This is a genomic window from Gulosibacter sp. GYB002 (assembly GCF_036577665.1).
Lineage (GTDB): Bacteria > Actinomycetota > Actinomycetes > Actinomycetales > Microbacteriaceae > Gulosibacter > Gulosibacter hominis.
Genome location: NZ_JARBDD010000014.1, coordinates 127,399 through 140,973, shown reverse-complemented (window position 1 = coordinate 140,973; position 13,575 = coordinate 127,399). Strand labels below are relative to the sequence as shown.

Annotated in this window: 11 protein-coding genes; all 11 read left to right on the top strand. The window is 62.9% G+C overall.

The genetic code is table 11. From position 1 onward, the window contains the following. Positions 1-2: 2 nt before the first annotated feature. The gene (carB, locus tag PV375_RS08620; RefSeq protein ID WP_201516926.1) at positions 3-3,308 is read left to right on the top strand and encodes a carbamoyl-phosphate synthase large subunit; all 3,306 of its coding nucleotides are present in this window, start codon (positions 3-5) and stop codon (positions 3,306-3,308) included. After that, positions 3,305-4,177 carry an orotidine-5'-phosphate decarboxylase gene (gene pyrF, locus PV375_RS08615; protein ID WP_332106946.1) on the top strand — a complete coding sequence of 291 codons (873 nt, stop codon included), beginning with the start codon at positions 3,305-3,307 and terminating at the stop codon, positions 4,175-4,177. Before carB ends, pyrF begins: the two co-directional genes overlap by 4 nt. Continuing rightward, on the top strand, positions 4,174-5,085 hold the full coding sequence (gmk, locus tag PV375_RS08610; RefSeq protein WP_332106945.1) for a guanylate kinase: 912 nt from the start codon (positions 4,174-4,176) through the stop codon (positions 5,083-5,085). The genes pyrF and gmk overlap by 4 nt, the downstream gene beginning before the upstream one ends. Further along, on the top strand, positions 5,082-5,405 hold the full coding sequence (gene rpoZ, locus PV375_RS08605) for a DNA-directed RNA polymerase subunit omega (protein ID WP_201516928.1): 324 nt from the start codon (positions 5,082-5,084) through the stop codon (positions 5,403-5,405). Before gmk ends, rpoZ begins: the two co-directional genes overlap by 4 nt. Positions 5,406-5,465: 60 nt before the next feature. Next, entirely contained in the window at positions 5,466-6,695 is a 1,230-nt protein-coding gene (gene coaBC, locus PV375_RS08600; RefSeq protein ID WP_332107106.1) for a bifunctional phosphopantothenoylcysteine decarboxylase/phosphopantothenate--cysteine ligase CoaBC, read from the top strand. Between the two features lie 66 nt (positions 6,696-6,761). Then, the gene (gene metK, locus PV375_RS08595; protein WP_332106944.1) at positions 6,762-7,949 is read left to right on the top strand and encodes a methionine adenosyltransferase; all 1,188 of its coding nucleotides are present in this window, start codon (positions 6,762-6,764) and stop codon (positions 7,947-7,949) included. 2 nt (positions 7,950-7,951) lie between these two features. Next, positions 7,952-9,958 (top strand): primosomal protein N', encoded by a 2,007-nt coding sequence (locus PV375_RS08590; protein WP_332106943.1) that lies wholly within the window; start codon positions 7,952-7,954, stop codon positions 9,956-9,958. A 91-nt stretch (positions 9,959-10,049) separates the two neighbouring features. Further along, on the top strand, positions 10,050-10,967 hold the full coding sequence (fmt, locus tag PV375_RS08585) for a methionyl-tRNA formyltransferase (RefSeq protein WP_332106942.1): 918 nt from the start codon (positions 10,050-10,052) through the stop codon (positions 10,965-10,967). Continuing rightward, positions 10,964-12,487: a transcription antitermination factor NusB gene (locus PV375_RS08580; RefSeq protein ID WP_332106941.1), complete on the top strand. Its 1,524-nt coding sequence runs from the start codon at positions 10,964-10,966 to the stop codon at positions 12,485-12,487. Before fmt ends, PV375_RS08580 begins: the two co-directional genes overlap by 4 nt. Before the next feature lie 35 nt (positions 12,488-12,522). Beyond that, positions 12,523-13,194 (top strand): ribulose-phosphate 3-epimerase, encoded by a 672-nt coding sequence (gene rpe / locus PV375_RS08575; RefSeq protein ID WP_332106940.1) that lies wholly within the window; start codon positions 12,523-12,525, stop codon positions 13,192-13,194. Between the two features lie 68 nt (positions 13,195-13,262). Continuing rightward, positions 13,263-13,526, top strand: coding sequence for a phosphoribosyl-ATP diphosphatase (locus PV375_RS08570; protein WP_201516934.1), 264 nt, complete (start codon positions 13,263-13,265; stop codon positions 13,524-13,526). Positions 13,527-13,575: the final 49 nt, after the last annotated feature.

Below are 13,575 nucleotides of genomic sequence, written 5' to 3'. Positions count from 1 at the left end.
CTATGCCAAAGCGCAACGACATCAATTCAGTACTCGTCATCGGCTCGGGCCCGATCGTTATCGGTCAGGCAGCAGAGTTTGACTACTCCGGCACCCAGGCGTGCCGCGTGCTTCGCGAAGAGGGTGTGCGAGTGATTTTGCTCAACTCGAACCCGGCGACGATCATGACCGACCCCGACTTCGCCGACGCCACCTACGTTGAGCCGATCACTCCCGAAGTGATCGAAAAAATCATCCTGCGTGAGCGTCCCGACGCCATCTTGCCGACGCTCGGTGGCCAGACCGCACTCAACGCGGCCATGAAGCTGCACGAGCTCGGACTGCTCGAAAAGCATGGAGTCGAACTCATCGGCGCCAATGTTGACGCAATTCGCCGTGGTGAAGACCGTCAGGAGTTCAAAGACCTGGTGATCGAGTGCGGTGCCGACGTGGCTCGCTCATACATTGCCCACACCGTCGAAGAGGCCAAAGCCTTCGCCGCCGACCTCGGCTACCCGCTGGTGGTGCGGCCCTCATTCACGATGGGTGGTCTGGGTTCTGGCTTCGCGCACGACGAGGCTGAGCTCGTGCGCATCGTTGAAGACGGGCTGCTCTCATCACCCACCAGCGAAGTGCTGCTCGAAGAATCGATCCTCGGGTGGAAAGAATATGAGCTTGAGCTCATGCGCGATGCCGCCGACAACACGGTGGTGATTTGTTCGATCGAAAACGTTGACCCGGTCGGCGTGCACACCGGTGACTCAATTACCGTGGCACCGGCATTGACGCTCACCGACGTCGAATATCAAAAGCTGCGCGATGTGGGTATCGCCATTATTCGCGCCGTTGGTGTTGACACCGGTGGCTGCAACATCCAGTTCGCCGTCGACCCGAGCAATGGCCGTGTCATCGTTATCGAGATGAACCCCCGGGTATCTCGCTCATCGGCGCTGGCCTCAAAGGCCACCGGCTTCCCGATTGCAAAAATCGCCGCCAAGGTGGCCATCGGTTACCGTCTCGATGAGATCGCTAACGACATCACCCGCGAAACTCCGGCAAGCTTCGAACCGGCCATCGACTACACGGTCGTCAAGGTGCCGCGGTTCAACTTTGAAAAATTCCCGGCCGCCGACCCCACCCTCACCACCACCATGAAATCGGTGGGTGAGGCCATGGCGATTGGTCGCAATTTCACCACTGCGCTGCAGAAGGCGCTGCGTTCGCTCGAAAAGCGCGGCTCATCATTTACCTGGGTCGATGACGAACGCACCGTTGACGAGCTGCTGGAAATCATCAAAACGCCCACCGACGGCCGGATCGTCGACGTGCAAATTGCCATGTCGAAGGGGGCCACGGTCGAGCAGATCTTTGAATCGACCAAGATTGACCCTTGGTTCCTCGACCAAATCGCACTCATCAACGAAATTGCCGAACAGGTGCGTTCGGTTGAGGTACTGGATGCGCCCACGCTGCGGTTGGCCAAGCGGCACGGTTTTTCGGATGCTCAGCTCGCCGAGCTACGCGGACTCACCGAAGCTGAGGTGCGCGCGATTCGCCGCAATAGCGGCATCATTCCGGTATACAAAACCGTTGACACCTGCGCGGGTGAGTTCCCGGCGTTCACGCCTTACCACTACTCGAGCTACGACCTTGAAACCGAGGTTGCACCGAGCGACCGCGAGAAGGTCATCATTCTCGGTTCGGGCCCGAACCGTATCGGTCAGGGTATCGAGTTCGACTATTCGTGTGTGCACGCCTCGTTCGCGTTGGCTGACGCGGGCTACGAAACGATCATGGTCAACTGCAACCCCGAGACCGTGTCGACCGACTACGACACTTCCGATCGGCTCTACTTTGAACCGCTGACGCTCGAAGACGTGCTCGAGGTTATTGACGCCGAACGCGCTTCTGGAACATTGAAGGGCGTGATTGTGCAGCTCGGTGGCCAAACCCCGCTGGGGCTGGCGAAGGGCCTGCAGGCAGCGGGCGTGCCGATTCTCGGCACCAGCCCGGATGCGATCGACAGCGCCGAAGAGCGTGGCCAGTTTGCGCGCATCCTCGAAGAAGCCGGCCTGGCAGCGCCGGCCAACGGTACGGCCACCAACCGCGCTGATGCCCACGAAATTGCCAATCGCATCGGTTACCCGGTGCTGGTGCGCCCGAGCTTCGTGCTGGGTGGTCGCGGGATGGAGATCGTCTACTCGACCGAGCAGCTGGACGACTACTTCGACCGCATCGCCGACCAGGGCATTGTCACGGTCGACCACCCGCTGCTGGTTGACCGCTTCCTCGACGACGCCACCGAAATCGACGTCGACGCGCTGTATGACGGCACCGACATCTATATCGGCGGCATCATGGAACACATCGAAGAGGCGGGTATTCACTCGGGCGACTCGGCCTGCACCCTGCCAGCTATCACTCTGAGTGATGCGCGTTTGCGTGAGGTGCGCGAGGCGACGCTGCGCATCGCCTCGGGAGTGGGCGTGCGCGGCCTGCTGAACGTGCAATTTGCGATCGGTGCTGGGCGGCTCTATGTGCTCGAAGCAAACCCGCGTGCCTCGCGCACCGTGCCGTTTGTTTCGAAGGCGCTCGGTACGCAGCTCGCGAAGGCCGCTGCGCGCGTGATGGCCGGCGCCACTATCGCCGAATTGCGTGCCGAGGGGCTGCTGCTGCCCGAGGGTGACGGCACCATCCTGCCGCTGGATGCTCCGGTAGCGGTGAAAGAAGCGGTGCTGCCGTTCAAACGCTTCCGCACGCGCGACGGCTCGATTGTCGACACGCTGCTCTCGCCCGAAATGCGTTCGACCGGTGAAGTGATGGGAATTGACAAAAACTTCCCGCTCGCGTTTGCCAAGAGTCAGCTGGCAGCCTACGGCGGGCTGCCCGAGGGCGGCACCGTGTTTGTTTCGGTGAATGACCGTGACAAGGGAGCGATCGTTACCCCGATCATGGAACTGCTCAACCTGGGATTTGAAATCTACGCCACCGACGGCACCGCCAAAGTGCTGTACCGGCACGGCATCGAGGCAAAGCTGGTTGGCAAGTTCACTGACGAGGGCGATACTGAGGTCGCGGCCGATAACCGCCCGAATATTGTCGAGATGATCCAGGCCGGCGAGGTCGATATGGTCATCAACACACCCTCGGGTGCCTCGTCGCGAGGTGACGGATACCAGATCCGCACCGCAGCAGTAACGGCCGATATCCCGATTTTCACCACGATGTCGGAGTTGCACGCTGCGGTTGGATCGTTCCGAGCGCTCCATGACGGGCTGGAAGTGACGCCGCTGCAGGAATACAACGAGCGACGGAAGGTAAACCGGTGACAACCGCGAAGACATTCGGCGAGCGGCTCGCTGAAACCACCGACAAATACGGCCACCTCTGTGTCGGTATCGACCCGCACACCTATTTGCTCGAGCGCTGGCAGCTGCCGGTATCGGCGGTGGGGGCGCACGAGTTTGGGCTGCGCGTCGTCGAAGCGCTGCAGGGCCGAGTTGGCATCGTGAAACCCCAGGTTGCGTTCTACGAGCGATTCGGTGCCAACGGCTACCGCGTGCTTGAAGACGTGTTCGAGGCGGCCCGGGCTGCCGGACTGCTGGTGATCGCCGATGTCAAGCGCGGTGATGTCGGTTCCACACTCGACGCCTACGCGGAAGCTTGGCTCACTCCCGGTATGCCGCTTGAAGCAGATGCGATGACCATGAACTCGTATCAGGGTTTTGACACGCTCAGCAGCCCGCTCGCAAAGGCTGAAAAATACAACAAGGGCCTGTTCGTGCTGGCCGCGACCTCCAACCCCGAATCAGCCTCGGTGCAGACCGCGATGCGGGTTCGCGGCTCGCAGGAGGGTCGCACTGTCGCCGGTGGTATTGCCGCCCGGGCCGCACAGTGGAACCGCGAACACTACGCCGGTCGCGAAAAGGGTTCGATCGGTGTTGTACTCGGTGCCACGGTCGACCAAGAACTGCTCGGCATCGACGTGGATGATCTGGCCGTCGAACCTGACACGCCGATTTTGGCGCCGGGATTCGGCCACCAGGGCGCGCGTTTTGAGGACGTCAAGGAGATCTTCGGGAAGTCATCCGAGAATGTGATTGTTAACGCATCGCGTTCGGTCCTTGGCGATGGGCTTGAGGGTCTGGATGCGGCGATCGATCATCACAACGAATTGTTGCGGCGGGCATTCAAATGAAATCGCAAGCTCCACCACCAGTCGACCGGGTTGAAGCCTCGAAAAAAGCGGTCGAGGCCCGACGGGCGCGCGCTGAGGTGAAGCGTCGGCTCGCCTCGGGTGCGGCCCGACCAGTGGATGTGTTGGCCGCTGCCCTGCGCACCGACACTCCGCAGCATCCGGCCGCCACGATGCGGGTGCCGCAATTTTTGCGGGCAATCCCGCATATCGGCGAAACCAAGTCGACTCGCATCCTCGAACGCCTCGAAATTTCGCCGGTGAAAAAGCTCGGCGGCCTCGGCAAACAGCAGCGCGAACGGTTGCGGCAGTTCCTGCTTGATTGGGAGGCCGCCTCGCCTGTCGAGCCGCGAGTGATTGTGCTTGCCGGCCCTACCGCCGTTGGTAAGGGAACCGTCGCAAAATACATCCGCGACAACTACCCGGATGTGCACATCTCGGTTTCGGCAACCACCCGGAAACCTCGCCCGGGTGAGCGCGAGGGCGTCGACTACTACTTTGTCGACGACGCCGAATTTGACCGGCTCATCGCCGATAACGAGCTGCTCGAATACGCGACCGTGCACAATACGCATCGCTATGGCACCCCGGCAGAACCGCTGCGCGAGCGGTTGGCAAAATCACAGCCGGTGCTGCTCGAAATTGACCTGCAGGGGGCGCGCCAGGTGAAGGAGCGCATGCCTGAGGCTAGACTGGTGTTTTTGGCACCCCCGAGCTGGGATGAACTGGTGCGTCGACTCATTGGCCGTGGAACCGAATCGGCTGACGAGCAGGAGCGCCGCCTTCAGACCGCGAAGGTTGAGCTGGCATCCGTGAACGAGTTTGACGCGTACGTGGTGAACTCATCCGTTTCGGATGCCGCACACGAGGTTTTGCACCTCATGGGACTTGACGAAGGAAATCACAAATGATTGAGAAGCCCAAGGGCATCATCGACCCGCCCATTGACGAACTGCTGGAGCGCGTGTCGAACAAGTACGAGCTGGTAATTTTCGCTTCGAAGCGGGCCCGACAGATCAACGACTACTACAGCGATCTGCAGGATGGCACCGTGTACGGCAATGTTGGCCCGCTGGTCGACTCGAACGTCGACGACAAGCCACTGTCGATTGCGCTGCACGAGATCAACCAAAACAAGCTCGTCATGCACGAGCCCGCACCCGAGGCCGCAGTCACCGATCTCGATGACCTCATCGATTTTGGCGACGACCCGGTAACCCCCGCAGAATAAGAGCAGCGCGACAGGAGCGGCGTGGTGGTGCACGATCCACGACACGACGATACGCAGTCATTGCGCATTGTCGTGGGTGTTACGGGTGGCATTGCCGCCTACAAGGCAGTTTCGGTGATTCGGTCACTCGTGCTGCTTGGCCACCACGTCGACGTGATCGCCACCGAACACGCGCTCAAATTTGTGGGCGCGCCCACACTCGAAGCGATCAGTCGCAACCCGTTGCACACCGATCTCTATGAGGGTGTGGCCCAGGTGCGTCACGTGGCAGTCGGGCAACAGGCGGATGTAATCGCGGTAGTGCCGGCCACGGCGAACAGCATCGCGCGGTTTGCTGCGGGTATGGCCGACGATCTGCTCGGCAACACGGTGCTCGCGTCCCGGTCGCCGCTGGTGGTGGCACCCGCGATGCACACCGAAATGTGGCAGCATCCGGCCACGCAGGCCAACATTCGGCGCCTCGAAGAGCGCGGCACGGTTATTGTCGGCCCCGAATCGGGCGCGCTCACCGGCGGAGATTCCGGCCCCGGGCGCCTTGCCGAAACCGAGACCATCGTCGCGAGCATCCTCACCGCCGCGCGGGCTGCAAAGCGGCGGGCGATTGAAGATGAGCAGGCTCGCGACCTCAGCGGCCGCCGGGTGCTCATTACCGCCGGTGGCACTCGGGAACCGATTGATCCGGTTCGGTTTTTGGGTAACCGCTCATCCGGCAGGCAGGGTGTTGCGCTTGCCGCGCGGGCGCTTGCTCGCGGGGCCGAGGTGACGCTCATCGCTGCCAATCTCGAGGTTCCGGTGCCCGAAGGCGTCACCGTGGTGCGGGTATCCACCGCCCAACAGATGGCGACCGCGGCCGCCGAGCTGGCACCGCGCCACGAAATCATCGTTATGGCCGCGGCCGTTGCCGATTTCCGGCCCGAGCGCGTCGAGTCGGGAAAAATCAAAAAAGAAGCCACCGGCGATGCGCTCACGCTCACATTCACCAAGAACCCAGATATTTTGCGGCAGCTCGTTGCCGCCAGGGTGCCCGGCCAAACGCTCGTCGGATTTGCTGCCGAAACCGAGGCTGATGCCGCCGAGCGACTTGAAATTGCACGTCGCAAACGTGAGCGTAAAGGCTGCGATCTGCTCGTGCTGAACCAGGTCGGTTGGCATGAGGGATTCCAGAGCGAATACAACCGCGTGCAGATCATCGATGACAGTGGCAGCGTGCTTGCCGATCACGAAGGTGACAAAATGTCGGCGGCGGATGTCATCCTAGATGCAGTTGTTCAGCGATCCGTCGCTGGATGACACAACCCCATTCACAAAGTTCTCCCACGCGGCAGCAGCCGCGCACTCCCAGGGAAGGTGATTTACATGTCCGAACTTCGACTGTTTACCTCTGAGTCGGTCACTGAGGGCCATCCGGATAAGATTTGCGATCTTATCTCGGACGGCATCCTCGACTCACTGCTTGAACAAGACCCGGCCGCACGAGTCGCGGTTGAGACCATGGTGACCACCGGTCAGGTGCATGTGGCTGGCGAGGTGCGCACCACGGGCTACGCGGATGTGGCCGGAATTGTGCGCCAAACCATTTGCGATATCGGCTACACGAGTTCAGATTTTGGTTTCGATGGCCGGCTGTGCGGCGTATCGGTATCGATCGGTAGCCAATCGGAAGAAATTGCGACCGGTGTCGACCACGCTCTCGAGGTGCGCGATGGCGATTCGGATGATGATATCGCCCGGCTGGGTGCCGGCGACCAGGGCATCATGTTCGGCTATGCCACCGATGAAACGCCCGAGCTGATGCCGCTACCGATCTGGTTGGCGCACCGGCTGAGCGAACGCCTCACCGAGGTGCGAAAAAATGGCACGCTGCCGTATCTGCGCCCCGATGGCAAGACCCAGGTGACCTGCGGTTATGACGGGGATGTGCCGAAAACTGTCGAGACAATCGTGCTTTCGACGCAGCACGGCAAAGTTGAGCAGGCGCAGCTTGCCGAGGATCTCGAACGCGAGGTGATTCGCCCGGTGATGAGCCGTGTGGCGCTCGACTCGTCGAAGACGCGGCTGTTGATCAACCCCTCGGGTGGTTTTGAGCTGGGCGGACCGGCTGCCGATGCCGGTCTCACCGGACGCAAAATCATCGTTGACACCTACGGTGGTATGGCACGTCACGGCGGTGGTGCGTTCAGTGGTAAAGACCCCTCGAAGGTTGACCGCTCAGCGGCATATGCGATGCGCTGGGTGGCAAAAAACGTGGTGGCTGCGGGCTTCGCCAAGCGCGTGGAATTTCAGGTTGCCTACGCCATCGGCTCGGCACAGCCGGTGGGCTTGTACTGCGAGACCTTTGGTACGCACACGGTTGAGCCCGAAAAAATCATTGCCGCTGTGCGAGAGGTGTTCGATCTGCGACCGGCCGCAATCATCCGCGATTTGCAGCTGCTGCGCCCGATTTATCGCCAAACTTCGAACTACGGCCACTTTGGGCGCGAGCTGCCTGATTTCACCTGGGAACGTACCGACCGGGTCGAGGCCCTACAGCAAGCCATCCGATAGCCGTGGCCTCCGTCGCGCGGGTTGCGATTGATTCTCCGCTGCCGCAGCTGGATCGCGTATTTGAGTATGCGATTCCGGCGCCGCTGGCAGAGTCAATCGCGCCCGGCGTGCGGGTGAAAGTGCCGCTGCGAGTTGGCGGTCGGATTATTTCGGGTTGGGTGCTTGGGGTATCCGATCAGGCTGAATACTCGGGCCGGCTGGCCGATATTGATTCGGTGGTGAGCGAAGCCCGCGTGCTCACCGACGAACTCGCGCGGCTCGCGCGTGCCGTCGCCGACCGGCAGGCAGGCACCCTCGCCGATGTGCTGCGTCTGGCGATCCCAAAGCGTTCGGCCAGGCTCGAGCAGCGCTGGCTGGATGACGAATCGGGGGAGCGGGCCCGACGCCTCGAAGCATCCCGCGCCCCGGTGGGCGGCAATGCATCCGAGTCCGCCACATCCTCGGGGATTTCCAACCCGCGAGCCGAAGTGGCAGCCATGCCGTGGGCGGAAGCAATCATCAACCCCGGCGGCAGGTTTTCGCTGCGCCCGCCCGTGGGAGTTGACGGCCATGAGCCGCGCGCCCTCGGTGCGCTGTCAGATCTGGCTGCAGCAACCCTTGCGAACGGACACTCGGCGATTGTGCTCGTTCCTGATTTTCGTGACCTGGAGCTCGCCGCTGCCGCGCTCGAGCGGCGCATCCCCGCCGAACTGGTACGGCGATTCGACTCGCGACTGAAGCCGATGCCACGCTACGAACAATATTTGCGTGCGCTCGAGCCGATTCCGCAGGTGGTCGTTGGTACGCGCTCGGCGGTCTGGGCGCCGGCTGAAGCGCTCGGACTCATCGCAATTTGGGATGACGGTGACGAAAGCTATCGCGAACCGCTGGCGCCCTATCCACACACCCGCGAAGTTGCGCTGATGCGTGCGGCGATGCAGAGCTGTTCAGTGGTGCTCGCGGCCCACACCCCATCACTTGAAACCCGGCGCCTGGTTGCCTCCGGCTGGCTCACCGAGATGGCAGCACCCGGGCCGGCCGCAGCCCGCGTGATTCCCGCCGCTGCAACGCTCGGGGACGATTCGGCAGCCAGCGCGGCGCGCATCCCCGAATTTGCCTGGCAAACGGCCAGTCGCGCACTGCGCGAGGGGCCCGTGCTCGTACAGGTTGGGCGTGCGGGCTATCGTCCCACGCTGCGCTGCGCGAGCTGTCGGGAAATTGCTCGCTGTCGCAGCTGCTCGGGGGAAATTGTGCAGCGCTCAGACTCAGCCCCGATTTCGTGCCGGGTTTGTGGCGCGATTCAAGCCGGCTGGCACTGCGGTGAATGTGGCGGCGAGTCGCTGCGTGCCGGCGCGGTGGGGCATCAGCGCACCGCCGAAGAGCTCGGCCGCGCGTTTTCCGGGGTGCCGGTGATAGTTGCGGATGGGCAGCAGCGGCAGGTCACGATCGGGGCGGCACCGGCGCTCGTGGTGGCAACCCGTGGCGCCGAACCGGTTGCCGAAGACGGTTACCGGGCGGCGCTGCTGCTTGATGCCGAGTTTGCGCTGGCCCGCGAATCGCTCGACACCGTGGTTGAGGTGCTGCGGATGTGGTCGAACGCCGCCGCGCTATCGGCCGATGACGCGATTGTGGCGATCACCGGCGCGGTCTCCGAGCCGGTTGCGGCGCTGCAATCTTGGCAGCAGGCGCTTATCGTTGATGCCGAACTTGAACAGCGACGTGAACTGGAATTTCCACCGGCAGTTCGCGTGGCCACTGTGCGCGGCACCCAGCGAGAGGTCGATGCGGCGTTGCGCCGCATCCGCGATCTACAGCTTGCCGAGGTGTCGATACTCGGCCCCGTGCCCGATGAGGACGACCCGAAACTGCACCGGGCCACGCTGCGTTTTGGGTACCGCGCAGGCTCGGCAGTTGCCACCGCGCTCAAAACCGAGCTGGTGGCGCAGGCTACTGCGCGCCGCGGTGCCGGTGGCCGCGGTGTAGCGTCGACGCTGCGGGTGCACCTGGATGACCACAGCGTTTTTGCCTAGTCGTCGAACGGTCACCGGCCGGGCCGTCATTGAGGCAGGGGAGGCGCGTGCAATCCGAACGCCAACCAACAGCCGAGTACCCTAGAAAACTATGCGACTTGTTGTAGCCGGTACACCCGATGCCGCGGTGCCCACCCTCGAAGCCCTGGCCGCATCCGAGCACGAAATTGTTGCGGTGATCAGCCGTGAAGATGCGCCGGTCGGACGTAAACGCGTGTTGACGCCCTCACCGGTTTCGGCGCGCGCACTCGAACTCGGGCTGCCGCTCATCCGCACAAACCGACTCGACGAACAGGTCACCGCACAGCTCACCGAACTCCAGCCCGACCTGGGCGTTATCGTCGCCTATGGCGGCATCGTGCGCGAACCGCTGCTGACGATGCCGCGGCTGGGATGGATCAACCTGCACTTTTCACAGCTGCCCAAATGGCGCGGTGCGGCACCCGTGCAGCGGGCGGTGCTGGCGGGGGAGCACGAAAGCGGGATTGCCGTGTTCCAACTCGAGGCCGGGCTCGATACCGGTCCGACCTTCGTGAACCGTGCCGAACCAATTGGTGCTGACGAGACCGCCGGAGAATTGCTCGAGCGGCTTGCGCAGCTTGGGGCCGCAGACGTGGTCGAAACCGTGAACGCGCTCGCCCGCGGCGAAGCGGTGGCAACACCACAAGAGGGGACCCCCACGCACGCCGCAAAACTCGGCGCCGCTGACGGCACAATTGACTGGCAGTTCGATGCCGAGCGGGTGTACGCGACCATTCGTGGTGCCACCCCAGAACCCGGTGCCAGCACCGAGCTCGACGGGGCACGATTCAAAGTGCATGAGGCGCGACGCTCCGGGGCTGACGAGGAACTGCAGCCGGGACAGGTGCGCCTTGTCTCGGGAGCGGTGCTGGTGGGCACCGGCAGCGGGGCGCTCGAGCTGGTGCGCGTGCAGCCCGCGGGTAAAGCCGCCATGAATGCCGCCGATTGGTTCCGGGGCTGCCGCGCCGAGTCGGTGATATTCGGATGAGCGGCGCCGATAGGCCGTCGCGGCGACCACGCAGCGGCGGCGGTCGTGGCCCAGCACGTGCAATTGCCTCGAGCGGCCAGCGGGATCGCGGTGGGCGCCGCGGTGGGCGGCACCGTCGCGTACAGATTGCCGAATCCAATCCGCGTCTGGTGGCACTCGATGTGTTGATTGCCGTCGAACGTGATGACGCCTATGCAAATTTGTTGCTGCGGCCACGGCTCGACGCTGCCGGCGTTACTGGAGCCGACGCGGCACTGGCCACCGAACTCACCTACGGCACACTGCGACTCATTGGCTACTACGACGCGGTCATTGAACTTGTCGCGCAGCGGGAGATCACTGATATTGACACCCTGGCCAAGAACGCGCTGCGACTGGGTGCGCATCAGCTTTTGGGGATGCGCACCAAAACACACGCCGCGGTGAACGAGACCGTGAACGTCGCCTCAGCTCGCGGTTCGCGAGGCGCGGTGGGATTTATCAATGCCATCCTGCGGCGCATCGCTGAACGCACACCCGAACAGTGGCATACCGCGGTGCTGGCGGCACATCCCGGCCCGATCGAACGCCTGGCGGTTGCACATTCGCATCCCGTTTGGATCGTGCGAGCGCTGCGCGACGCCCTCGATATTGAGGGCCGTGCCGATGAGCTGGAGGCGCTGCTGGCAGCCGATAACGACAACCCGGCCGTGCAGCTGGTGGCGCTGCCGGGCCGCGCCGATCGCGACGAATTGCTGGCGGCGCATCCCGATGTGCTCACCGCCGAGACTGCCAGCCCCACGGCGATGCGCCTGCGCCACGGTGACCCGATCGATTTTGCTTCGGTGCGGGAGGGCACCGTGCGGGTGCAGGATGCTGGCTCGCAACTGGTTGCCCTCGCCCTGACCCGAGTCGCACCGATTGCCGCCGGCGAGCGAATACTCGATCTGTGTGCCGGTCCCGGCGGGAAATCGGCCGTGCTCGCAGCCGAAGCGTTGCGCCACGGTGCTGAGTTTCAGGCCAATGAGGTGACACCCGCCCGGGCCAAGCTTGTGCGTGATGCCCTGCGCCCGCTCACAAACGGCGACGAAGAGTTGCCGGTCACCGAGCTCGACGGTCGGGTCTATGCCGAACGGCCCGAGAGCTTCGACCGGGTGCTGGTGGATGCACCGTGTTCGGGGCTCGGTGCCCTGCGGCGCCGCCCCGAGGCGCGCTGGCGCAAGCGCCCCGAGGATATTGCCGAGTTGACGCAGCTGCAGGAAGAGCTGCTCGCGGCGGCGATCATCGCGACAAAACCTGGTGGGGTGATCGCCTATGTCACCTGTTCGCCGCATCTTGCTGAGACTGCGGCGGTGGTGCGGCGGGTAATGCGTTCGCATCCGGTAGCGGTACTGGATGCGGTTGCCACCTGCCGTTCGCTCGCACCTGAACTTGATCTTGTGCCGCGGCAGCTTGGAGAGGGTACAGCGGTGCAGCTGTGGCCGCACCGCCACGGCACCGATGCGATGTTTATGACGCTCTTGCGCAAACCCAACCGGTAGCGATCGGTGGGCGGGCGGCCGGGTAGGCTCGAAACATGACCGATGTGCGTATTCAGCCCTCCATCCTCGCCGCCGATTTTGCAAACTTTGCACATGAGTTTGACCGCATCGCCACCGCTGATGCCGCCCATGTGGATGTGATGGACAACCACTTCGTGCCGAATCTCACGATGGGTCAGCCGATGGTGGAGCGGCTGCAATCGCTGGATAAGCTGCCGCTCGATCTGCACCTAATGATTGCCGATCCCGACCGCTGGGCGCCGCAATTTGCCGAGATGGGAGTGTTTTCGGTGACCTTTCACCTGGAAGCGGCAACTGCACCGGCAACGATCGCCCGTAATATTCGTGCGCAGGGGGCCAGGGCCGGGGTGGCGCTGCGCCCCGGCACCCCGTTCGCGCAGATCGAAGAGCTGCTCGAGCATTTTGATCAGCTGCTCATCATGACCGTTGAACCGGGATTTGGCGGGCAGAAGTTCATGCCCGAGACCATGCCGAAGCTTCGGCAGGCACGCGAGTGGGCCAATCGTCACGGCAGTGAAATTTGGCTGCAGGTGGACGGCGGTATTTCGGCCGACACGATTGGGATGGCGGCCGAGGCGGGTGCCGATACTTTTGTGGCTGGTTCGGCCGTGTTCCGTGGCGAACCAGAGGTGGAGATCGCCCGGCTGCGACAGCTCGCCACCGAGCATCGACACTCGGCTCATTAGTTGAATGTGTGAGTGGCCCGGTGCACGACGAAACTCTGGCCACACTGCCCCGACTAGACTGGATAACCGTGAAAACCTTTGAATCTCTTTTTGCCGAGCTAAAAGAAAAAGCACAGACCCGTCCTGAGGGGTCGGGTACGGTGGCCGAACTTGATCGCGGCGTGCATTTCATCGGCAAAAAGCTGGTCGAAGAGGCGGCTGAAACCTGGATGGCTGCCGAATACGAAAGCGATGCTGAGTGCCAGGAAGAGATGGCACAGCTGCTGTATCACCTGCAGGTGATGATGATCGCCAAAGGCTACGAGCTGAACGACGTCTATCGCTATCTCTGACCTGTCTCACTATTTGATCTTCCGCTATTTGACGGCTGCTGAGACAGCC